Origin of the sequence: Streptomyces sp. NBC_01428, from assembly GCF_036231965.1 — a bacterium.
GTDB lineage: Bacteria > Actinomycetota > Actinomycetes > Streptomycetales > Streptomycetaceae > Streptomyces.
The window spans coordinates 6,852,428-6,874,672 of sequence record NZ_CP109499.1 but is presented as its reverse complement, the minus strand read 5'-3'; the positions used below and the strand labels follow the sequence as shown (position 1 = coordinate 6,874,672).

Below are 22,245 nucleotides of genomic sequence, written 5' to 3'. Positions count from 1 at the left end.
GAGGCCGCCGGGACGCTGGGTGCGCCCGGAGCCTGCGGGCCGACGCCCCGGGATCTGGCCTGATCCGTATTGACGGGTACGCCGCAGCAGGTAGGGAGTACTCCCCTCCGTATGGAAAGACAGTACCCGAATCACCAAGGAAAGGTAAAGGGCTGAGTAAAAGAAAGACCAAGTGTGCAGGTCAGAGACCTTTACTGATGCTTGGTAAAAGGCTTTGGAGGGGTGATGCGGGTCAGCGGTCCCAGGGGCGGCGGGCCGAGGCCACCTGCGCGAGGACGCGCTCCAGCACCTGGCTGCCGGCGGGCATCAGTGAGGGCTCGAACGTCCACGCGTGCCCGACCCAGGGGTCGGCGAGATGGTCGTCCGGCACCGGGGTGATCCGCAGCAGCGCCCGCCACAACGGGTCGAGCAGCGGCCCGTAGGCGGCCGCGTCCTCCCGGTCGGCCACCATCATCAGATGGACGCCCACGGACGGGCCCTCGTCCGCCAGGTAGCGGAGCTGGGTCACAGCGCGGTCGTCGAAGCCGTGCGGGAAGTCGTTGACGATCAGCAATTGCTCGGCGGTGTCGAGGCCCGGCGGCAGCGAGTCGGCCGCTCCCCCGCGCAACGCCATCTGGACCAGGTCGACGCGCTGGGTGAGCCGGGCCAGTACGTCCGTGACGCCTGCGGCACCGACCGCCGGTGGACCCGCGAGCACCCCGGACCGAACGAGCGGGGCGAGCGAGGACGCTCCTGCGCCGGCCGCGTCGATGACATGAACCGTGAACTCGCTCGCGGGATAGACCGCGAGCAGCCGGGCCGCGTGCGCCACCGCCGTGTCCATGGCGAGGCGGCGCAGTTGGTCGGAGTCGGCGAGCGTGCCGTCGAGCGCGGCGCGACCGCTGTCGATCCAGAGTCCGCGCTCCAGCGGCAGCCGCATCAGCATCGGAATGCTCAGGGTGCCGCTCTCGGGCAGGGAGAGGTCACCGAGGCGGACCGCCATCGGGATCTCCATGGGCGGCCGGTAGCCGTGCCAGACCGGGTTGTCCCAGCTCGCGTAGGCCGTGGGCAGCGCGGGCTCCACGACCTCCGCCTCCGCGGTCAGCTGGGCGAGGTCCCGGTCCAGGGCCACGCGGGCCTGGTCGACGAGATCCGCGTGCTTGGCGCGGGCGGCCTCGCGGGCGGCGTCACCCTGGCCGCCGATCCGGCTGCGCGGGTCGGACAGGGCGTGGTCGAGCTCCTTCTCCATGCGCGAGTCGGCGAAGTCCACAGCACTGCGGTACGCGGCGACGGCCCGCGCCAGGTCCTCGAACATGCCCCACACCTGGTTGTACAGGCGCTCGTCCATGGACCAGCCGGTCGCGTCACCCGCGACGGGTTGGGCCGGCCGGCCCGGCTCGGCGGGCGGCGCGGTCGGCGGGGGCGGTGGCGGAGCGGAGGTCCGGCGGCCGGGGTGGCTGTAGTCGATCGGGCCGCCGGCCGGCGAGGACGGCTGGGTGACGGCGGAGGGGTCGGGCTGCGCGGAGCCGCCCGGATATCCCGTCGGGGCCGGGGTGGCGCTCCCGGGGCCGGCGAGGTCGTACGGGGACTGGGGCGAAGTCGTGCCGCCGGGCGCGCCCTGCGCTCCAGGACCCGTGCGTGGCTGGTCGGGGCTCGGGGCCGAGGTGGCCGCCTGCCGGGAACGGTCGCCGTCGGGTGTGCGGGGCGGGGGTGCCGCGACCGAACGGGCGACGCCCTGGGCCACCGCTTCGTTGATGGTCCCGGCGAGTTGCCGGGCCTCGGGAAGGCCCTGGTCGCCGAGCAGTTCGGCGAGGCCGCCCGCGTACCCCTGGCCGACCGCGCGGACCTTCCAGGCGTCCTGTCTGCGATAGAGCTCCAGGGCCACGACGGCTGATTCGGCGTCGAGGCCCGTGAGGGTGAAGCTGGCGATCTCGGCGCCGTCGAGACCGGTGACCGCGACGAAGGGGGCGGCGACGGCCCCGAACCGGACGGGGCCGCCGGTCGCCGTGGGCAGCGCGAGCAGCACGCTGACCCGGTGCACGGCCGGCGGCAGGGCGTCCAGGTCGAAGGCGAGACGGTGGTCGGCCGCCGCCTGCTGGGAGACCTCGAGCCCGGGCAGGGTGGGCGCGCCCGGATGGGCCACCCACTCGACACCGCGGACCCTGCCCTGCTCGTCACTGAGCGTGGCCCCCGCCACGACCGGTTTCCCGGCCGAGACCCGGACCTCGAGTCGGACCTGGGAGAGCGGATGGTTCTGCCCCCGGACCAGCTCGGCCGTCATCGCCTGTCCCCCTATGTCGCTTCGTGCGTGGCGTGCCGACCGGCCTACAGGTGCGGCAGTATCGCCGGCATCAGGTCCTGGAACGTGCGGCCGTTGGCCGGCGTGCCGAGCGCCGTCATCTGCCAGCCGCTGCCCGCGCGGTGCACCTTCGCCATGATCTGCGCGGTGTACTGGCCGCCGCCCGCGAGGGTGTAGCGGGCGAGCTCCTGGCCGTTGGTCTCGTCGACGAGACGGCAGAACGCGTTCTGCACTTCCTGGAAGGTCTGGCCCGTGAAGGAGTTCACGGTGAAGATGATCTGGTCGATGTGGACCGGGATGCGCTGCAGGTCGACGAGGATGGCCTCGTCGTCGCCGCCCTGGCCGACGCCGCCGACCAGGTTGTCACCGGTGTGCCGGACCGAGCCGTCGTCGCTGACGAGGTGCCGGAAGAACACCACGTCGACGGGCTGCTTGTCCGCGAACAGCACGGCGGAGGCGTCCAGGTCGATCTCCCGGGTGCGCGAGCCGAACAGGCCGCGCCGGGGAGCCGCCTGCCAGCCGAGACCCATGCGGACCGCGGTCAGCGTGCCCCCGTCGTTCTTCTGCAGACTGATGGCCTGACCCTTGGTCATGTTGACCGTCACGCGCTGTTCCCCTCTCGAACTGTCCCCTGTTGCCGCGGACTCCGCGGATGAGCAGCACCCTACGCAGCGGCGGTGACGGCGCCGAACCCCGGGACGTACTTTGTGTCGGTCTTGCAACACAGAGCGCATCCGCCGAGGTCCGGCGCCGTCGGCGTGGCCGTCAGGCCATGCCCGCCTCCCTCATCTGTCGCAGTTCCTTCTTCATCTCGGAGACCTCGTCGCGCAGACGGGCCGCGATCTCGAAGTGGAGGTCGGCGGCGGCCGCGCGCATGCGCTCCGTCAGCTCCTCGATCTGCCCGGCCAGTTCGGCCGCCGGGCGGTCGGTGGGCACGGTGTCCGCGTTCTTCGCGGACTTGGCCGCCTTGCCGGCCTTGCCGCCGAGCGCGGGCACGGGGGCCTTGGCGCCCTTGCCGTCCTTCGACTTGCGGTACCCGGAGCCGAGGAGCTGCTCGGTGTCGACGTCCTCGCGGGCGATCTGCGCCACGATGTCGTTGATCTTCTTGCGGAGGGGCTGCGGGTCGATGCCCCTCTCCTTGTTGTACGCGGTCTGCTTCTCGCGGCGCCGGTTGGTCTCGTCGATGGCCTTCGCCATCGCCGGGGTGATCTTGTCCGCGTACATGTGGACCTGACCGGACACGTTGCGCGCCGCTCGGCCGATGGTCTGGATCAGTGAGGTCCCGGAGCGCAGGAAGCCCTCCTTGTCGGCGTCGAGGATCGCCACCAGGGAGACCTCGGGAAGGTCGAGTCCCTCACGCAGGAGGTTGATGCCGACCAGGACGTCGAACTCGCCCGCGCGCAGCTCGCGCAGCAGCTCGACGCGGCGCAGGGTGTCGACGTCGCTGTGCAGATAGCGGACCTGGATGCCCAGTTCGAGGAAGTAGTCGGTGAGGTCCTCGGCCATCTTCTTGGTGAGCGTGGTGACCAGGACGCGCTCGTCCTTCTCGGTCCGCTTGCGGATCTCGTGCACCAGGTCGTCGATCTGGCCCTCGGTGGACTTCACGACGACCTCGGGGTCGATGAGGCCGGTGGGGCGGATGATCTGCTCGACGTGGCCGTCCGAGCGGGACAGCTCGTACTGTCCGGGGGTCGCCGAGAGGTAGACGGTCTGGCCGATGCGCTTCTGGAACTCCTCCCACTTCAGCGGGCGGTTGTCCAGGGCGGAGGGCAGCCGGAAGCCGTGGTCGACGAGGGTGCGCTTGCGGGAGGCGTCGCCCTCGTACATCGCGCCGATCTGCGGGACCGTGACGTGCGACTCGTCGATGACGAGCAGGAAGTCGTCCGGGAAGTAGTCGATGAGGGTGTTAGGCGGGGAGCCGGGCTCGCGGCCGTCGAAGTGCATCGAGTAGTTCTCCACGCCGGAGCAGGAGCCGATCTGGCGGAGCATCTCGATGTCGTACGTCGTCCGCATGCGCAGGCGCTGGGCCTCCAGGAGCTTGCCCTGCTTGTCCAGCTCGGCGAGGCGCTGCTCCAGCTCCTTCTCGATGTCGTTCACCGCGCGCTCCATGCGCTCGGGTCCGGCCACGTAGTGCGAGGCGGGGAAGACGTAGACCTGCTCGTCGTCGCTGATGACCTCGCCGGTGAGCGGGTGGAGCGTGGAGAGGGCCTCGATCTCGTCGCCGAACATCTCGATGCGGACGGCGAGCTCCTCGTAGACCGGGAAGATCTCGATGGTGTCGCCGCGGACGCGGAAGGTGCCGCGGGCGAACGCCACGTCGTTGCGCGTGTACTGGATGTCGACGAAGCGGCGCAGCAGGTCGTCGCGGTCGATCTCGTCGCCCACCTTGAGGTTGACCATGCGGTCCACGTACTCCTGCGGCGTGCCGAGGCCGTAGATGCAGGAGACCGAGGCGACCACGACGACGTCGCGGCGGGTCAGCAGCGAGTTGGTCGCGGAGTGGCGCAGCCGCTCCACCTCCTCGTTGATCGAGGAGTCCTTCTCGATGTAGGTGTCCGACTGCGGGACGTAGGCCTCGGGCTGGTAGTAGTCGTAGTACGAGACGAAGTACTCGACGGCGTTGTTCGGCAGCAGCTCGCGGAACTCGTTGGCCAGCTGGGCGGCCAGGGTTTTGTTCGGGGCCATGACGAGCGTGGGGCGCTGGAGCTTCTCGATCATCCACGCGGTGGTGGCGGACTTGCCGGTGCCGGTCGCGCCCAGGAGCACGACATCTTTCTCACCTGCGGTGATGCGCTTCTCCAGGTCGGCGATGGCCGTGGGCTGGTCACCGCCGGGCTGGAAGGAGCTGACGACCTCGAAGGGCGCCACCGAACGTTCGATCTTGGATACGGGCCGCATGCAATCCACCGTACGACCCCGCACTGACAACCGGGTCGGATCAGCGGCTCTGCGGGGCTCCGGAGCGGCGTCCGCGGTCCGGTCCGGAGCGGACGGCCGTCCTGCGGGCGGGGCGTGCGGTGACCGGGTGGGCCGGGATGCCGGGTCGCCGGCGCTCCGCGGGGGTCCAGTCGGCCCTGCCCATGACCATGAGCGGGTCGAACAGGACGACGACGCCGGCCAGGCAGAGGAAGGCCAGGGGGCCGATCATCATGGGCGCGAGCAGGGAGGCCGCCGAGTCCCCGGCGGGGCTGGCGCCCGCCGAGCCGTGCAGGTGGACGCTGAGGGCGGCCATTCCCGTGTAGTGCATCCCGCTGACGGCGAGTCCCATGACGAGGCTCGCTCCCACGCTCCACAGGAATCCGCGCACCTGTCCGGCCGCCCAGAGGGCCGCGGTCGCGGCCACCACGGCGATGACGACCGAGGCGGACACGGTGAACGTGTTGTATTCGAGGTTCCCGTTGAGCCGCATCCCGGCCATGCCCAGGTAGTGCATGGAGGCGACGCCGAGACCGGTGATGGTCCCGCCGGTGAAGAGGGCCGTCCCGGTGGCGCCCTGGTAGCCGACGATGAAGATCCCGATGCCGACCATCACGATCGCGACGCCCAGACTCGCGAAGGTCGTCGGCCGGTCGTAGTGGACGGGGGTCTCGTCGACCGTGAACCCCATCATCGCGATGAAGTGCATCGTCCATATGCCGGATGCGATCGCGACCGAGCCGAGTGCGAGCCAGCCGGCCCGCCACGGACCGGCGACGAGTATCGACCGGGTGGTGCAGCGCAGTCCCAGTGCCCCGCCCAGGCAGGCCATGAAGTACGCCACCAGCGGTGTGACGAGTCCGTAACTGAAGCCGTCGACCGTGCCCTGCATGCGCGGCTGCCCTTCCGCTGTCGCTCTGTGAACTCTCCGAAACGCCCCCACCCTCGGGACCGCGGGAGCGGACCGGGCTGAGGCAGAGAGTATGACCCCCACCGGAATGGTCGAACGATTTTCCGGCAAAGAAACACGACCTCCCCCCACCTGTGCGGCGCAAGTGAGCGGACTTGGGCAACTCCATTCAATTCACGGCCATCTCGCTAACCACATTCGTTGACTCTCTGCTGTCACTCTGTTGCTGTCCGTTATCTCTCGAAGCAAGGAGTACGCATGCTTGCGCGCGTTGCCGCCGCCACGACCGCCGCGCTTCTCGGGGGAGCCGTTCTGATACTGCCCAGCCCGCACGCCAAGGCCGGCGACCGGACCACGACCCCGCTGGTCGTCGCCCACCGGGGCGCCTCCGCCTACGCGCCCGAGAACACCCTGGCCGCCATCGACCACGCCGCCGAGCTGGGATTCGACTGGGTCGAGAACGACGTCCAGCGCACGAAGGACGGGCAACTGGTCGTCCTGCACGACGACTCACTGGCCCGTACGACCGATGTGGAGGAGGTCTACCCCGACCGCGCCCCCTGGAAGGTCAAGGACTTCACCGCGGCGGAGATCGCCCGCCTGGACGCCGGGAGCTGGTTCGGCGCCCGGTACGCGGGCGTGCGGGTGCCGACGCTGAAGGAGTACATGGAGCGTGTCTCGCACAACCACCAGAAGCTCGTCCTGGAGATCAAGAACCCCGAGCTGTATCCGGGCATCGAGCGGCAGACCCTCAAGCTCCTGAGCAACGAGGGCTGGCTCGACCCGGTGCACCTGAGGGACCGTCTGATCGTGCAGAGCTTCAGCGCCGACAGCGTGCGGATCGTGCACGACCTGCGACCGGGCATCACGACGGCGCTCCTGGGCACACCGGCGGTCGCGAACCTGCCCCGGTACGCCCGGTTCGCCGACCAGATCAACCCGGACCACACCTCGCTCTCGGCCGACTACGTCTCCGCGGTCCACGCGCTGCACGGGCCGCACGGCCGGATGAAGGTGTTCGCCTGGACCGTGGACGACGCGGCCGCCGCCCGCCGCGTGGCGGGCTTCGGGGTGGACGGCGTCATCACGAACGTGCCCGACGTGGTGAGCAGAACCCTGGACGTACCGCGACGGCCGCACGCCCGAGGCTGATCGGAGCGGCGGGCCCCAGGGCACGACGCCCGTGGCGTGGACCGGTACCTCCGGCTCCGCCACGGGCGTTGTCAGTGGCCGGCCGTACCGTGGAGCGCATGAACAGCCATGGGCCCGACGGGCAGCAGGTCGTGTGGGCGGTCGTCGCCACGGACATCGGCCCGCTGCTCCTCGCGGCGACCCGCGACGGCCTGGTGAACGTCGTCTTCCACGCCTCGGACGCGGTTCGGGACAAGGCGCTCGACCGGCTCGCGTCCCGTCTGGGCAGCGCGCCCGTCGAGGCACCGGACTCCCCGCTGCTCGCCGAGGCGATACGCCAGGTCGAGGCGTACTTCGCCGGAACACGCCGCGACTTCGACCTGGCGCTCGACTGGTCCTTGATCTCCGGGTTCAACCGCCAGGTGCTGCGCGAGCTGAACTCGGGCGTTCCGTTCGGTTCCGTCGTCGGGTACGGCGACCTGGCCGGCCGGGTCGGCCAGCCGGGCGCGGCGCAGGCCGTCGGGGTGGCGATGGGCTCGAACCCGCTGCCGGTCGTGGTGCCCTGTCACCGCGTCGTCGAGCGCGATGGCGGGATCGGCGGGTTCGGGGGCGGTCTGGAGACCAAGCGGAAATTGCTGGCCCTGGAGGGGGTCCTCCCCGAGCCGCTGTTCTGACGCCGCCGTCGCCGTTGTCCCCCTGCTGAGGCCGGCGTCATCCTCTCCGCTGTTCCGGTGCTCAGAGGCTGATGTGGTACGCCTTGCGGAGCGTCTCGTGGACGGTCCACGTCGTGCGGTCGCCCTCGCGCAGCACCGCCGCGTCGCCGGGTCCCACCTCGATGACGTCACCGCCCTCGACCTCGATGGTGGCGCGCCCGCTGACGACGACGAACAGCTCGTTCGCCTCGGTGTCGGTCACCACGCCCGGCGTGATCTGCCAGATGCCGCGCAGCTGCTTGCCGTCGGCGGACTCCCACAGCACCTTGCCCGTCACGACGGGCTCGCCGGAGACGATCTGGGCCGGGTCCAGCGGCTCGGTCTCCAGTTCGGCGTCGGGAATGTGGACGGCGAAGGACGGGGTGGCCTGGGAGTTCGTGGTCATGAGCGCACACCCTAAGGGCACGCCCGCGCGCCGGAACGAGGAGGGTCGCCTCGCCGGGACGAGGAGGGTCTCCCCCGCCCATGGGTGGTCACGCTGCCGTTCGAGAAAGTCCCGACGCGCGGGGTGGCCGGGAGGCCCGCCCGGTAGCAGACTCCGCCCTGCGCACAGCCGCTGGCGTCCGACGTCACGGAGCCGAAGGGACGGCGAACAGGCATGAGCGGAAGCGGAAACAGGGCAGTCGCGTATCTCAAGCCGGGTGCGGTCGAGGTCAGGACCATCGACCATCCGACGCTTGAACTGCAGGACGGGCCGGGGGTGGCTGCCGACAACGTCGGCCGCATGTGCCGGCATGGAGTCGTTCTCAAGGTGCTCGCCAGCAACATCTGCGGCAGTGACCAGCACATGGTGCGCGGCCGTACGACCGCACCGGAAGGACTGGTCCTCGGACACGAGATCACCGGAGAGGTGGTGGAGCGCGGCCCGGACGTCGAGTTCATCGAGGTCGGGGACATCGTCTCGGTGCCGTTCAACATCGCCTGCGGCCGGTGCCGCAACTGCAAGGAGCGCAACACCGGCATCTGTCTGAACGTCAACCCGGCGCGACCCGGGGCGGCCTACGGCTACGTCGACATGGGCGGCTGGGTCGGCGGCCAGGCCGAGTACGCCATGGTCCCGTACGCGGACTTCAACCTGCTGAAGTTCCCCGATCGCGAGCAGGCCCTCGAGAAGCTCCTGGACCTGACGATGCTGTCGGACATCTTCCCGACCGGGTTCCACGGTGCGGTCACCGCGGGCGCCGGAGTGGGTTCGACGGTGTACGTCGCCGGCGCGGGCCCGGTGGGACTGGCCGCGGCGGCGTCGGCGCAGCTGCTGGGCGCCGCGGTCGTCATCGTCGGGGACCTCAACGCCGAGCGCCTCGCCCAGGCGCGGAGTTTCGGCTGCGAGACCGTCGACGTGTCGCAGGGCGGTGTGGAGGACCAGATCGCGCAGATCCTGGGTGAACCCGAGGTCGACGCGGCGGTCGACGCGGTGGGCTTCGAGGCGCGGGGACACGGCAGGGACGCCGAGGAGGCGCCCGCGACCGTCCTCAACTCGCTGATGGGCGTCACGCGCGCGGGCGGGTCCCTGGGCATTCCGGGTCTCTATGTGACGGACGACCCGGGAGGGATCGACCAGGACGCGCGGACCGGGACGCTGAAGGTGCGCCTGGGTCTGGGCTGGGCCAAGAGCCACCGGTTCACTACAGGTCAGTGCCCGGTGATGCGGTACCACCGGGGGCTGATGAAGGCGATCCTGCACGAGCGCGTACACATCGCCAAGGCGGTCAACGCGACCGTGATCAGCCTGGACGACGCACCGCGCGGCTACGCGGAGTTCGACCAGGGCGCCGGCCGCAAGTACGTCATCGATCCCCATGGGGCACTCGCGGGCGTACGGCCCGTCTGATCTCGTCGGGGAGGGGGTGCTCCCCCGCGTGGGAGCACCCCCTCCCCCTGTCCTGCTCCCGTCGGCGGAGCCGGTGTCCGCCCTCGGCGCCCGCCCGGGTGTCGTACACCGCGGGTCCTGGTGGTTTGGGAGGACGCGTCGCCCGCCAGAGATCCAGGGACGGGGAACCTCGACCGACAGGAGACAGACGCGTGATCGTGGTGTCCGAAGAGGTGCGGGAGGCGCTCGACGCGCGCCGGCCGGTGGTGGCCCTGGAGTCGACGATCATCGCGCACGGGCTGCCCCGTCCGCGCAATCTGCAGGTCGCCCTCGAACTGGAGGATGTCGTCCGGGAGCAGGGCGCCGTACCCGCGACGATCGCCGTGCTCGACGGCCGGCCCCATGTCGGCCTGGACAAGGAGCAGGTGGAGCGGGTCGCGAACGAGGACGGCATCCGCAAGCTGGGCCACCGTGATCTGCCGCTCGCCGTTGCCTCGGGGGCGAGCGGGGCGACGACGGTGTCCGCGACGGCCCTGCTCGCGGCGCGCGCCGGGGTACGGGTGTTCGCGACGGGCGGGCTCGGCGGTGTGCACCGTGAATGGACGGTGACCCAGGACGAGTCCGCCGATCTGGGGCTGCTGGCACGCACCCGGATCACGGTGGTGTGCGCGGGCGTCAAGTCGATCCTGGACGTGCCGGCGACGCTGCAACGTCTGGAGACGCTGGGCGTGGCGGTCGCCGGGTACGGCACGGACCGGTTCCCGGGCTTCTACCTGTCCGACTCGGGACACCCCGTCGACTGGACGCTGGAGTCCCCGGAGCAGGTGGCGGAGGTGATGCGCGCCCAGGACGCGCTGGACTCCCCCGAGTCGTCGCTGATCGTGGCGAACCCCGTTCCGCGGGAGGAGCAGCTCGATCCGTCCCTGCACGCGCGGGTGCTCGCCGACGCGTTGCTGGCGTGCGAGGCGGAGGGGATCACCGGGCAGGCGGTGACGCCGTTCCTGCTCGGCTATCTGGTCCGGCACACCGACGGCGCCTCACTCAGCGCCAATCTGGCGGCGGTCCGGGGCAACGTCCGCCTCGCGGGACGGATCGCGGCGGCCTGGGCGAGCGCGTGAGCGGCGCGGGCCGGGACGCTCACGAACGCCCTCCGGCGGGTGTGGACAGCGCGGAACCCGGCCAGGGTTCGCGTCCCGATGGCGGCGCCCTGCTCGTCGTCGGGGACGTGGTCACCGATGTCGTGGCGCGGCATCGCGGACCGCTCGCGTCCGGCACGGACACGGTCGCCGCCATCCGCACCGTGCCGGGCGGTGCGGGCGCCAACGTCGCGTGCTGGGCCGCGTTCGAGGGCTGTGCGGACGTACGGCTGCTCGGCCGGGTCGGTGCCGACGCGGCGGAGTGGCACGGGCGTGAGCTGTTGGCGAGCGGCGTGCGGCCGCTCCTGGTCACGGACCCGGAGGCGCCGACGGGGACGGTCGTCTGTCTCGTGGACTCCGGCGCGTCGGCGGAGCGTACGTTCCTCACGGACAGCGGGGCGTCGCTGCGGCTCGCTCCGGAGGACTGGTCGCCGGCACTGCTCGCCGGGGTCGGGCGGCTGCATCTGTCGGGATATCTGTTCTTCTCCGAGCCGAGCAGGGCGCTGGTGTCGGTGGTGCTGGAGTCGGCCCGCTCGGCCGGTGTGCCGGTGAGCGTCGACCCCGCGTCGGCCGGCTTCCTCACCGCGTTGGGTGTGGACCGCTTCCTGGAACTGGCGGCGGGGGCGGACGTGCTGCTGCCCAGCCGGGACGAGGCCTGTCTGCTGACGGGGCTGCCCGATCCGGCGGACGCGGCGGCCAAGTTGAGCCGTCAGTTCCCGCTGGTCGTCGTCAAGCAGGGCGGTGCCGGTGCCCTGGTGGCCCGGTCCGGGACCGTCCGGGCACGTGTCCCGGCACGGTCGGCGACGCCCCGGGACACGACGGGCGCCGGTGACGCCTTCACCGGCGCGTTCCTCGCCGCACTGCTCGCGGGAACCGCGCCGGAGTCCGCCGCGGTCGCCGGGTGCGCGGCGGGAGCGAAGGCGGTGGAACGGGTCGGAGGGAGGCCACCGGCGCACTGTTGACGTGCGGCCGTCAACGCCTCGGACGACAGGGCGGCCCCACGGATCGCCTTCCCGCAGGGACGGGTCGTCACGGCTGTCTCCGTTGTCGCTGGACGGCGCCATCGGGACGGACCACCGCGGCAGTCGCTGCCCGGCGCCGGCGGCCGTTCAGCCCTTGCGCCCCCAGGCCGAGATCATGGGTGCCGTCGCCAGGTCCATCGAGCCGGCGGCGACGTTCGCCAGGTGCTGGTCGATCTCGTCCTGGGTCGCGAGGCCCGCCGTGACGAGCTGGTCGCGGATCTGACGGACCGTCGCCGCTTCCAGGACGGTGCAGGCGGGAGAGGCGACGGGGAAGTACGCGTCGGCCTCGACGCCGCGCAGCCCCGCCTCACGCAGCAGGCGCGGGAGTTTGCGGCCGTAGGAGAGGTCGGCGCCCCGGTCGGCGAGGAGCTTGCGGAACCCCTGGCGCAGCCGGTTCGCGAGCTGCTGCTCGGGGCCGTGCTCGTCGGGGCAGAGGAGGGGCTGGAGCGCCGGGTCGGCGTCCTCGACGAGGAGTCGGCCACCGGGCCGCAGGGCCTTGATCATCGACCGCAACGCCCGCTCCCGGTCCGGCACATGGACCAGCACGAGCCGGGCGTGCACAAGGTCGAAACCTTCGCCGGGCGGCTCCTCGGTACCCACGTCGTGGACGCGGACCTGGACCGGGGGACGGGCCGCCGAGGCCGCCCACGAGGTGTCGATGTCGGTCGCGACGACCTTGCCGGTGGGCCCGACCTTCTTGGCGAGCCAGGACACCACGGACGTGCCGCCCGCCCCGACCTCCCAGCAGCGCCAGCCGGATCCGATGCCGAAGCGCTCCATGTGCCGGAACGTCGTGGGGTCGAAGAGGGTGGCGAAGGCCTGGAAGCGCTGTCCCGCCTCGTCCTGCTGGTTGTCGAGGAGATACCCGTCGGTTCGCGTCATGGGGGGATCCTCCCAGTTGACCGGCTTGTCGGGCCGTCCATCCCGCCGGGCGGAGGGGTCGGCCACCCCGCACGGCGGAACGGAATCCTCCATTCCCACAGCCTTTTCCGGTGGCGGAGCGGGACTGGCAGACTGGCTCGCCAGGCGCAGATCGCGGCCCGAGGAGTTCCACGAGGAGATCCCATGTCCATGGCAGGGAATTTGCGGAGGGTGACGGCGCTGAGTGCCGTCGGCGGCCTCCGCAAGGTGGCGCGGCTGACGCGGCGGCGGCCCCGTGTCGACCTCAGTCACCACGCCCGGTCACCGCTGGGCTCCGCGGTGGTGAACTGCGTGGCCTACCAGGGAGGCGCCCGGGTCCCGGAGGGGCGGGACCTGGTCGACACCCTGGAGCGGATCCGCAAGCGGGACGAGGGATTCGTCTGGCTCGGACTGCACGAGCCGACGGAGCAGGAGTTCGCGGGCATCGCCGACCTCTTCGACCTGCACCCGCTGGCCGTCGAGGACGCGGTGGAGGCCCACCAGCGTCCGAAGCTGGAGCGGTACGGCGACACGCTGTTCGCCGTGTTCAAGACGGTCTGCTACGTGGAGCACACCGAGCTGACGGCGACGAGTGAGGTGGTGGACACCGGCGAGATCATGGTGTTCGTCGGGCCGGACTTCGTCATCACCGTGCGCCACGGCCGGCACGGCTCACTGGGCCCGCTGCGGGAGGAACTGGAGTCGGATCCGGCGCAGTTGTCGAAGGGGCCGGCCGCCGTCCTGCACGCGATAGCGGACCACGTCGTCGACGACTACGTGAGCGTCACCGACTCGGTCCAGGCGGACATCGACCAGGTCGAGGCCGACGTGTTCGCCGAGAACGGCGCCCGCACGGACGCGGGCCGCATCTACCAGCTCAAGCGTGAACTGCTCGAACTGAAGCGGGCCGCGGTGCCGCTCGCCCGCCCGGTCCAGGAGCTGGCGACCCGGCCGATCCGCGTGGTCGACCCGGAGATACAGGCGTACTTCCGGGATGTCTCGGACCATCTGCTGCGGGCCACCGAACAGATAGCCGCCTTCGACGAACTGCTCAACTCGATCCTGCAGGCCCACCTGGCACAGGTGACGGTCGCGCAGAACGAGGACATGCGGAAGATCACGGCGTGGGCCGCGGTCATCGCCGTGCCGACGATGGTCTGCGGGGTGTACGGCATGAACTTCGACAACATGCCCGAGCTGCACTGGAGGTTCGGCTATCCCATCGTCATCGGCGTCATATCCGTCGCCTGTCTCGTCCTCTACCGGGGCTTCCGGCGCAATGGCTGGCTCTGACACACCTCTCGCCCGGCACGGCCGGCCGGACGAGAGTGCGCGCCGCGGAGGACGGACGTACGCGGGGACGGCTCAGCCCGTCGCACTCCTCGCGTAGACGCTCTCCACCCACGCGGCCAGTTGTTCGTCGCTGAGATGCTGGGCGAGGTCGGCCTCGCTGATCATGCCGACGAGCCGCTTGTTCTCGATCACGGGAAGCCGCCGGATCTGATTGCCCTTCATCTCCGTGAGCACTTCGCCGACGTCGGCGTCGGACTCGATCCAGCGGGGTGTGCCGTGGGCCATGTCGCCCGCGGTCACCCGCGCCGGGTCGTGGCCCATGGCCACACAGCCGACGACGATGTCGCGGTCCGTGAGGATGCCGCAGAGGCGTTCGTTCTCGTCGCTGATGGGCAGCGCCCCCACGTTCAGCTCTCGCATGAGCTGGGCGGCGCGGTCCAGGGTCTCGTGAGCGGGGATCCACTGGGCACCACGGTGCATGATGTCTCCGGCGGTGGTCATGGAGTACCTCCCGGTGCCGGACGGCCGGCGCGGCGCCGAACACACCGCTAGTCCCGGCGCCCTATATTCTCGCCGCGCTTCAGGGGCTACGCACCTGGAGATCGGCTCGCCTCGGCCGTGCGGGCCGCGGGGGTGGGGCCGGTGCGGCGGACTCCGCCCAGCGGTTCATGCCCGGCCGGGTCAGCCGTTCCACGCCGGGTGGCGGGGATCGTCGGCACGGACCAGGACGTCGGCCGTGCCGGCCGGATCGACCTCGTCCTCGTACCGCGCGAAGGCGGGCAGGGTCCAGTGCTCCGTCTCGGGGGTACGGCGGTGAAGGGCTCCCGGGGAGAGGAGGACGTGCACGCTGAGGTCGAACGGGAACCAGTGGCGCAGGAGGAGGGGGCCGTGCAGCAACAGGATTCCACCGGGCGGGAGTTGGACGTACGCGCTGCGGGTCGCGCGGTCGGTGGCAGGGTCCCAGAGGTCGGGCAGGACCCGGCCGTCGCCCCCGGTTTCGAGGGGGCCGAAGACCTCGCGCCACAGGGCGCGGGTGTCGAACCAGCCGTCGTAGTAGGCGTCGACGTCCTGGTGCCCGTATTCGAACCGGAGCGAGCCGGGCCGCAGGAAGCCCTCGGTGCCGACGACGAGCGACGGACGACCGCGGACGCGCAGCGCCTCGGAGACGCGTTGGGCGAGGTCACCGGGGAGGGCGGCCGGGGCTCCGTCGAAGGCGACGCGGGGCCAGGGACCGCCGTCGGCCGGTTTCAGGTCGAGCAGCCGGTCGGCGAGGAGGTCGCCGAGTCGTTCCCAGGTGATCGCTTCGAGTCGCACAGGGCCCATGATGCATCGGCCGCCGGGGAGGGCGGACGGGAGGAGCCACCCGAACCACCTGATCCGCCTGATCCGCCGCGTGGACGGCGGTCGGGGGCGGGGAAGGATCTCCACATGGCACGGTTCGCCACACCCCCGCACCGGAGCAGGGGTGCGCTTCTCGCCAGTGCCCTGCTCGTCGTCCAGCCGCTCGGAAAGCGGCACTGTGCCGAGTGCCGGAGCGGCCCGCTCGCGCTGCTGGTCCTCGAGGAGGGCGCGCCGCGCTGTCTGGACTGTGCGGATCTCGGTCACCTGGTGTTCCTACCGCGGGGTGACACCGCGCTGACACGCAGATCGAGGGAGGACAGCGGTCTGAGTGCCGTGGTGGTGCGGTTCCACCGGCGGCGGGGCCGGTACGAGCGGCAGGGCCTGCTGGTCGAGGAGGCGGCGCTCGCCCGTGCCGAGCAGCGGTGCCTGGCGGACGCCGAGGCGCGACGGCGGCGCCGGGCCCGGGACGCGCGACGCCGGCAGGCGGAGGACGTGCGGTTCACGGACGCGTTCGCACGGGAGACAGGCAGGTTGTTTCCGGGCTGTCCCGCCGACCGGGCCCACGCGATCGCCGCGCACGCCTCGGTGCGGGGAAGCGGGCGGGTCGGGCGCAGCTCGGCGGGCCGCGCGCTGTCCGAGGCGGCGGTGACCGCGGCGGTCCGCGCGGCCGTCCGGCACACGGAGACCCCGTACGACGAACTGCTGATGGACGGGGTGCCGCGGTACGAGGCGCGTCGCCGGATCGCCTCCGTCGTGGACGCGAGGCTTCGGGAGTGGCGCGGCGAGGAGCCGGAGGGCGTGGGAGAAGGGGCGGAGTGAGGGCTCGGACAACGGGGGTGCGGGGTGCGGCGCGGAGGTGCTGGAGGCTCGCGCATGGGTGTGCGGGACTCGGCCATGGGCGTGGTCGTCCGGGCGGATTTCACTTGTGATGTGGGCCCACGCTGTGCAGGATCACTGGCTCGACCTCGGCCGTCTCGACGGCTGTTCGGCGGCGGGCCGGGCGCGCCGCAGCTGTGGCGCGGCGTCGACGCGGACGCGGCGGTGACGTGACCGTGTCGGCGGTTACGGGGGACGGGTGACCGTGACTGCTGACGGGTGACTGGTGACTGGTGACGGGGGTTCGACGAGTGGCGGGTGACGGGGAGTGGACATGATCGACGGACCGTATTTCGTGCTGACGCTGCTGGGGGTGCTCGGCTGCGGACTCGTGGCGGGGGTGTTCTGCGGGTTCTCCACGTTCGTGATGCGGGCGCTCGCCCAGCTGCCTCCCGCGCAGGGGGTCGCCGCGATGCAGGCGATCAACGTCGCGGCGGTGCGGCCGCCGTTCATGTTCGTGTTCGCCGGTACGGCGGTGCTGTGCGCGGTGCTCGCCGTGGTGACGTTCGTGGTGTGGCCGGGCGGGGCGACGGTGGAGTTGCTGCTCGGCAGCGCGCTGTACCTGTTCGGGTCGTTCGGGGTGACGATCGCGGCGAACGTCCCGCGCAACGAGGCGCTGATGAAGCTGGACCCCGGGACGCCCGAGGCGACAGCGCTGTGGCCCACCTATGTGCGCGAGTGGACGATGTGGAACCACATACGCACGATCGCCTCGGCGGCCGCGGCGGTGGCCTACACCCTCGCCCTCACCTGAACCGGCCGTCGCGGTCCCGTCCCCACGGCAGCCGTCCGATGTCCCCGCGCCCGAGTGGGGCGGCGGGGTGTGCGGAGGCGACGTACCGTGGTGGGAAAGGAGTGCCGCCCGTTTCCGTGGCCGATGACGCCCTGCGGTCGTGCGGTCCCGCACCGGTCCGCGTACGTGACGGAGACGGCCATGGCCGATCCCAAGGGGTTCATGACCACACCGCGCGAGGAGTACCCGCGCCGGCCCGTGGAAGAGCGTGTGCGGGACTGGAACGAGGTGTACGTCCCCGGGGCCCTGCTGCCGATCGTCAGCCGGCAGGCCGACCGGTGCATGGACTGCGGTGTCCCCTTCTGCCACGAAGCGTGCCCGCTGGGCAATCTGATCCCCGAGTGGAACGACCTCGTCTCCCGCGACGACTGGCGGGCGGCGAGCGATCGCCTGCACGCCACGAACAACTTCCCCGAGTTCACCGGGCGGTTGTGCCCCGCGCCGTGCGAGGCGGGCTGCGTCCTGGCGATCAACCAGCCCGCGGTGACCATCAAGAACGTCGAGGTCGCCATCGCCGACCGCGCCTGGGAGGACGGGCTCACCCCGCCGCGGCCGCCGGACCGCCTCTCGGGCAGGACCGTGGCGATCGTCGGTTCGGGGCCCACCGGTCTCGCCGCCGCGCAGCAGCTGACGCGGGCCGGGCACACCGTCGCCGTGTACGAGGGATCGGACCGGGTCGGCGGACTGCTGCGGTACGGGATCCCCGCGTTCAAGATGGAGAAGCGGCAGCTGAACCGGAGACTGGCCCAGATGCGGGCGGAGGGGACCAAGTTCCGGACGTCGACCGTCATCGGCACCGATCTCGGGGCCCGCGACCTCGTGTCCCGCTACGACGCCGTGATCCTGGCGACGGGCGCCACCGCCTGGCGTGATCTCGACGTACCGGGGCGGGAGTTGTCCGGCATCCATCAGGCGATGGAGTATCTGCCGCTGGCCGACCGGGTGTGCGAGGGGGATCTGGAGGTCTCCCCGCTGTCGGCGGCGGGCCGGCACGTGGTGATCGTGGGGGGCGGTGACACCGGGGCGGACTGTCTGGGGACGGCGGTGCGCGAGGGAGCCGCCTCGGTGACACAGCTCGACATCTACGCGCAGCCGGAGGTCGCGCGCGACGAGGACGTCGAGCCGTGGCCGACGTATCCGAAGATCTACCGGCTGTCCGGTGCGCACGAGGAGGCCGGCGCACTGGGGACGGCGCCCACCGCGCACGCGGACGCGCGGCTCTTCGCGGCGTCCACGCTCCGCTTCACCGGGGACGAGAGCGGCCGGGTGCGGTCGCTGCACCTCGTCGAGGTCGACGCGCGGCGCCGGCCGGTCCCCGGTTCCGACCGGGTGCTGCCCGCCGACCTCGTCCTGCTCGCGCTCGGTTTCTCCGGACCCGACCGGCACGACGGCCTGATCGACCAGTTGGGCCTGGCACTCGAGCCGCGCGGCACGATCGCGCGGGGCCCCGACTTCGCCACGAACGTCCCGGGTGTGTACGCCGCCGGTGACGCGGCACGCGGCCAGTCCCTCGTCGTGTGGGCGATCGCCGAGGGCAGGGCGGTCGCCGCGGCCGTGGACCGTGTGCTGAGTGGGTCGGACCACCTGCGCCTGCCGGCTCCGATCGGCCCGTACGACCGCCCGATGACCGCGTGAGCGGCGGATGCGTGGCTCCTCGGTGTGCGGCCGCGGCGGTGCCGCGCGGCCACGGCCGTCACCACGACCATGCCGCGCCTCAGCGGCGTTCGTCGGTTCCGGCCACCTTGGCCGTCGACAGGGCGACCCGGTTCCAGGTGTTGATGGTGAGGATCAGGGCGAGGACGTGGCCGAGTTCGGCGTCGTCGAAGTGGGCGGCGGCCTCGGCGTAGACGTCGTCGGGCACGCCCGCGTCGGCGACACGCGTCACGGCCTCCGTCAGGGCGAGCGCGGCCTGTTCCTTCGGCGTGAAGAAGTGACGGGCCTCGCGCCATACGGCGACCATGTGCAGCCGGTCCTCGCTCTCCCCTGCCTTGCGGGCGTCGTTGGTGTGCATGTGGAGGCAGTACGCGCAGTGGTTGAGGTGTGAGGCACGGATCTGGATCAGCTCGACGAGCGCCGGGTCGAGGCCCTCCCGGGCCGCCGCGTCGAAGCCGACGAGGGCGCGGAAGACCTTCGGCGCGGCCTTGGCGAAGTCGATCCGCCCGGTCCCGCCGCCGGCGTCCCCGCCGGTCCCGGCCGGGGTGACGGCCCCCGTGGTGGTGGCCCCCGTGGTGGTGGCCCCCGTGGTGGTCGTGCCGGTCGTCGCCGCGGTGTTCGTGTTCGTCGTCATGACCATGAATCTACGGGGCGGAAAGACCGGCGGTAGGGTGCATTTCCATGACGGATTCGTGGGTCAATTCCGCGGAACGGATCGGCGCCGACCTGCATCTCGAACTGTCGGGCCCCGGCGGGCGCAGGGCCGCGCTGACCCGGGCGCTGCGCGAGGCCGTGCGCAGCGGGCGGCTCGCGCCGGACACCCGGCTGCCGCCGTACCGCTCGCTCGCCGCGGACCTCGGGGTCGCGCGCAACACGGTCGCCGACGCGTACGCCGAACTCGTCGCCGAGGGCTGGCTGACCGCCCGGCAGGGCTCGGGCACCCGGGTCGCCGCCGGTGTCACTCCCCCGCCCGGCGGACGGCGCCGGGACGCACCGGTGCCCGTACCGGAGAAGGCCGCGTCCCGTGCGCGGGGACCCCGGCACGACCTGCGGCAGGGCACCCCGGACGTGTCGTCGTTCCCGCGTGCCGCCTGGCTGGCGTCCTACCGCCGGGCACTGCAACAGGCGTCCAACGAGGCCTTCGGGCCCGGCGATCCGGCCGGACGGATCGAGTTGCGGGAGGCGCTCGCCGAGTACCTGGCACGCGCGCGTGGGGTGCGTGCGGAGCCCGGACGGATCGTGATCTGCTCGGGGTTCGCGCACGCCCTGCGGCTGCTCCTCCCCCAGGTCCTGCGGGGCCCGCTGGCCGTCGAGTCGTACGGCCTGGGCTTCCACCGTGAGCTGCTGGCCGCCGCTTCCGTGCGGACCGTCCCGCTGCCGCTGGACGAGGACGGCGCCCAGGTGGGCGCGTTGGGCCGGGAGCGGGCGGTGCTGCTCACGCCCGCGCACCAGTTCCCGACGGGCGGACCGCTGCACGCCGAACGCCGCGCGGCGGTGATCGACTGGGCCCGGGCGCGGGACGGGGTGATCCTGGAGGACGACTACGACGGGGAGTTCCGCTACGACCGCCGGCCGGTGGGCGCGCTGCAGGGGCTGGACGCGGAGCGGGTCGTGCACATCGGCTCGGTCAGCAAGAGCCTGTCGCCGGCGCTGCGGCTCGGCTGGATGGTCCTGCCGGAGCGGTACGTGGACGCCGTACTGGACGTCAAGGGGGAACGGGAGGCGTGGGCGAGCGCGTTGGAACAGCTGGCCCTCGCCGACTTCATCGACTCGGGTTCCTACGACCGGCATGTGCGGCGGATGCGGCAGCGGTACCGGGGGCGGCGCGACCGGCTCGTCGCCGCGCTCGCCGAGCGGGCTCCGCACGTCGCGGTCACGGGAATCGCGGCGGGCCTGCACGCGGTGCTGCGGCTGCCGCCGGGAACGGAGGGACCGACGGTGCGGGAGGCGGCACGGAGGGGAGTCGCGCTCGACGGGCTCGCCGGATTCCGGCACCCGGAGGCGGTGACGTCCGCGCCGGACGGGCTGGTGGTGGGGTACGCGACCCCCGCGGAACACGCTTACGGGGCGGCACTGGAGGCGTTGTGCGGCGCGCTGCCGCCGGGGTGAGCGCGCCCGCGATACGGGCGGGCGCGCGGCTCCTGCTGCTACGGACTGCGTGCGTCGCGGAGTCTCCAGGTGTCCGCGTCTCGGTGACGGATCATGTCGGCATCACATTCAGGAAGTTCGGAGAAAAGAGAACCCAAGTCGTTCAGGAGAGAAGGAAGTCCGCCTCTCCGGCCTTCGCGCCCTGGATGAACGCGGTCATCTCACCCGGCGTGTAGATGAGGGCGGGACCGTCCGGGTCCGCCGACTGACGCACGGCGATCCGCCCGTCGGCGAGCTTCATCGCCTCCAGGCAGTTCCCGCCGTTGCCGCCGCTCCACGGCTTGTGCCAGCCCTCGCTGCCCAGTTCGCGGGCGGGCATTCCGTTGTAGATGCGCGACTGGCCTGTCCGCGTGTGCAGGCGTTCCGGCTTGAGGCGTTCCATTCACAGCTCCTTGCGGAGGTCCCGGAGGATCTCCTTCGTGCGATGTGCCGTGGCGGCCTGCGCCGCCATGCGGTCCATGACCTCCAGGTGGGTCGCCACCTCGGAACGCGCGTCCAGGTAGACGGCGCCGGTCAGGTACTCGCTGTAGACCATGTCCGGGAGTTCCGGCATGGCGAACCGGAACAGCACGAACGGCCCGTACGTGCCGGGATGCGGGCCGTTGGAGAACGGCATCACCTGCAACGTCACGTTGGGCAGCTCCGTGACCTCCAGCAGCTTGTCGATCTGCGCCCGCATGACCTCGGGGCCGCCGATGGGGCGGAGCAGCGCCGTCTCGTCCATCACGGCCCAGATCCGGGGCGCGTCCTCCCGGACGAGGAGGTCCTGGCGCTGCATGCGCAGGGCCACATGGCGCTCGATGTCCTCGGGGCGGGTCTGCCCGATGGCACCCGCCTTCATGACGCCGCGGGCGTAGTCCTCGGTCTGCATCAGGCCGGGCACGAAGTGCGGTTCGTAGGACCGCAGAAGGGCCGCCGCGCCCTCCAGGCTGACGTGCATGGAGAACCAGTCCGGCAGGATGTCGTGGAACCGCTGCCACCAGCCGGGCTTGTTGGCGTCCTCCGCCAGTTGGACGAAGGCCTCCGCCTCCTCGTCGCTGACGCCGTACGACTTCAGCAGCAGCTGGAGGTACGGAATTTTGAGGGAGACCTCCGCCATCTCCATCCGGCGGACCGTGGCCGGGGCGACACGCAGGATGCGTGCGGCCTGCTCACGCTTGAGACCCGCGCGTTCCCGCAGGTCCAGCAGTCGCCGACCGAGGACGACCTGGCCGACCGTCGGCGCGGACCGCGGTTCGCTCACGTCCACCTCCACTGAATCCGGACAGCCCGGGCGGCGCCGATCGGGTTCTTCCTCGTCTTCCTCGACGATCCCAACTGGCGCC

The 22,245-nt window shown here is 71.6% G+C and carries 21 protein-coding genes; 10 read left to right on the top strand and 11 right to left on the bottom strand.

The genetic code is table 11. From position 1 onward, the window contains the following. Positions 1-232: 232 nt before the first annotated feature. The 4 genes from OG406_RS29730 to OG406_RS29715 all read right to left on the bottom strand — a co-directional run bounded on the left by OG406_RS29730 (position 233) and on the right by OG406_RS29715 (position 6,086). Complete coding sequence (locus OG406_RS29730) at positions 233-2,260, bottom strand: TerD family protein (RefSeq protein ID WP_329188702.1); 2,028 nt, start codon at positions 2,258-2,260, stop codon at positions 233-235. Positions 2,261-2,304: 44 nt separating this feature from the next. Further along, entirely contained in the window at positions 2,305-2,883 is a 579-nt protein-coding gene (locus tag OG406_RS29725; protein WP_081223804.1) for a TerD family protein, read from the bottom strand. Positions 2,884-3,043: 160 nt separating this feature from the next. Then, positions 3,044-5,176, bottom strand: coding sequence for an excinuclease ABC subunit UvrB (gene uvrB, locus OG406_RS29720; RefSeq protein ID WP_164375473.1), 2,133 nt, complete (start codon positions 5,174-5,176; stop codon positions 3,044-3,046). A 40-nt stretch (positions 5,177-5,216) separates the two neighbouring features. Further along, positions 5,217-6,086, bottom strand: coding sequence for an MHYT domain-containing protein (locus OG406_RS29715; RefSeq protein WP_329188699.1), 870 nt, complete (start codon positions 6,084-6,086; stop codon positions 5,217-5,219). A 276-nt stretch (positions 6,087-6,362) separates the two neighbouring features. Between OG406_RS29715 and OG406_RS29710 the strand changes: the two genes are divergently transcribed. Both OG406_RS29710 and OG406_RS29705 read left to right on the top strand, forming a co-directional pair. Beyond that, complete coding sequence (locus OG406_RS29710) at positions 6,363-7,256, top strand: glycerophosphodiester phosphodiesterase (RefSeq protein ID WP_267050484.1); 894 nt, start codon at positions 6,363-6,365, stop codon at positions 7,254-7,256. A gap of 98 nt (positions 7,257-7,354) precedes the next feature. Next, on the top strand, positions 7,355-7,909 hold the full coding sequence (locus tag OG406_RS29705) for a methylated-DNA--[protein]-cysteine S-methyltransferase (RefSeq protein WP_326843424.1): 555 nt from the start codon (positions 7,355-7,357) through the stop codon (positions 7,907-7,909). 61 nt (positions 7,910-7,970) lie between these two features. Here the strand turns inward: OG406_RS29705 and OG406_RS29700 are convergent, their stop codons facing one another. Beyond that, positions 7,971-8,333 (bottom strand): cupin domain-containing protein, encoded by a 363-nt coding sequence (locus tag OG406_RS29700; RefSeq protein WP_081223809.1) that lies wholly within the window; start codon positions 8,331-8,333, stop codon positions 7,971-7,973. A gap of 213 nt (positions 8,334-8,546) precedes the next feature. Here OG406_RS29700 and fdhA point away from each other — a divergent pair, with 213 nt between their 5' ends. The 3 genes from fdhA to OG406_RS29685 all read left to right on the top strand — a co-directional run bounded on the left by fdhA (position 8,547) and on the right by OG406_RS29685 (position 11,856). Beyond that, the gene (gene fdhA, locus OG406_RS29695) at positions 8,547-9,779 is read left to right on the top strand and encodes a formaldehyde dehydrogenase, glutathione-independent (protein ID WP_164375469.1); all 1,233 of its coding nucleotides are present in this window, start codon (positions 8,547-8,549) and stop codon (positions 9,777-9,779) included. 191 nt (positions 9,780-9,970) lie between these two features. Further along, positions 9,971-10,876 carry a pseudouridine-5'-phosphate glycosidase gene (locus OG406_RS29690; RefSeq protein WP_266849194.1) on the top strand — a complete coding sequence of 302 codons (906 nt, stop codon included), beginning with the start codon at positions 9,971-9,973 and terminating at the stop codon, positions 10,874-10,876. Positions 10,877-10,917: 41 nt separating this feature from the next. Then, positions 10,918-11,856: a carbohydrate kinase family protein gene (locus OG406_RS29685; RefSeq protein ID WP_329188695.1), complete on the top strand. Its 939-nt coding sequence runs from the start codon at positions 10,918-10,920 to the stop codon at positions 11,854-11,856. Positions 11,857-12,003: 147 nt separating this feature from the next. Here the strand turns inward: OG406_RS29685 and OG406_RS29680 are convergent, their stop codons facing one another. Beyond that, positions 12,004-12,798, bottom strand: a complete 795-nt coding sequence (locus OG406_RS29680; RefSeq protein WP_329188693.1) for a methyltransferase domain-containing protein — start codon at positions 12,796-12,798, stop codon at positions 12,004-12,006. Between the two features lie 183 nt (positions 12,799-12,981). Between OG406_RS29680 and OG406_RS29675 the strand changes: the two genes are divergently transcribed. Next, on the top strand, positions 12,982-14,109 hold the full coding sequence (locus OG406_RS29675; protein WP_267050487.1) for a magnesium and cobalt transport protein CorA: 1,128 nt from the start codon (positions 12,982-12,984) through the stop codon (positions 14,107-14,109). A 72-nt stretch (positions 14,110-14,181) separates the two neighbouring features. Here the strand turns inward: OG406_RS29675 and OG406_RS29670 are convergent, their stop codons facing one another. Both OG406_RS29670 and OG406_RS29665 read right to left on the bottom strand, forming a co-directional pair. Beyond that, entirely contained in the window at positions 14,182-14,610 is a 429-nt protein-coding gene (locus tag OG406_RS29670) for a CBS domain-containing protein (RefSeq protein WP_081223814.1), read from the bottom strand. Between the two features lie 180 nt (positions 14,611-14,790). Next, positions 14,791-15,432 (bottom strand): uridine kinase, encoded by a 642-nt coding sequence (locus OG406_RS29665; RefSeq protein WP_329188690.1) that lies wholly within the window; start codon positions 15,430-15,432, stop codon positions 14,791-14,793. A 105-nt stretch (positions 15,433-15,537) separates the two neighbouring features. On the opposite strand from OG406_RS29665, the gene OG406_RS29660 reads away from it, so the two are divergent. The 3 genes from OG406_RS29660 (at position 15,538) to OG406_RS29650 (ending at position 18,754) form a co-directional block, all read left to right on the top strand. After that, a complete protein-coding gene (locus OG406_RS29660; protein WP_329188688.1) occupies positions 15,538-16,269 on the top strand; it encodes a DUF2293 domain-containing protein in 732 nt (243 codons plus the stop codon). Between the two features lie 331 nt (positions 16,270-16,600). Next, entirely contained in the window at positions 16,601-17,080 is a 480-nt protein-coding gene (locus OG406_RS29655; protein WP_164375463.1) for an anthrone oxygenase family protein, read from the top strand. 180 nt (positions 17,081-17,260) lie between these two features. After that, the gene (locus tag OG406_RS29650; protein ID WP_329188685.1) at positions 17,261-18,754 is read left to right on the top strand and encodes a glutamate synthase subunit beta; all 1,494 of its coding nucleotides are present in this window, start codon (positions 17,261-17,263) and stop codon (positions 18,752-18,754) included. 79 nt (positions 18,755-18,833) lie between these two features. Here the strand turns inward: OG406_RS29650 and OG406_RS29645 are convergent, their stop codons facing one another. Further along, entirely contained in the window at positions 18,834-19,412 is a 579-nt protein-coding gene (locus OG406_RS29645) for a carboxymuconolactone decarboxylase family protein (RefSeq protein WP_404123390.1), read from the bottom strand. 41 nt (positions 19,413-19,453) lie between these two features. Here OG406_RS29645 and pdxR point away from each other — a divergent pair, with 41 nt between their 5' ends. Further along, positions 19,454-20,881 carry a MocR-like pyridoxine biosynthesis transcription factor PdxR gene (pdxR, locus tag OG406_RS29640; protein WP_329188682.1) on the top strand — a complete coding sequence of 476 codons (1,428 nt, stop codon included), beginning with the start codon at positions 19,454-19,456 and terminating at the stop codon, positions 20,879-20,881. Between the two features lie 142 nt (positions 20,882-21,023). On the opposite strand, the gene OG406_RS29635 is transcribed toward pdxR, so the two are convergent. Beyond that, on the bottom strand, positions 21,024-21,302 hold the full coding sequence (locus tag OG406_RS29635; RefSeq protein WP_164375459.1) for a DUF397 domain-containing protein: 279 nt from the start codon (positions 21,300-21,302) through the stop codon (positions 21,024-21,026). Further along, entirely contained in the window at positions 21,303-22,163 is an 861-nt protein-coding gene (locus OG406_RS29630; protein WP_327410064.1) for a helix-turn-helix domain-containing protein, read from the bottom strand. It lies immediately after the preceding gene. Between the last annotated feature and the right edge of the window lie 82 nt (positions 22,164-22,245).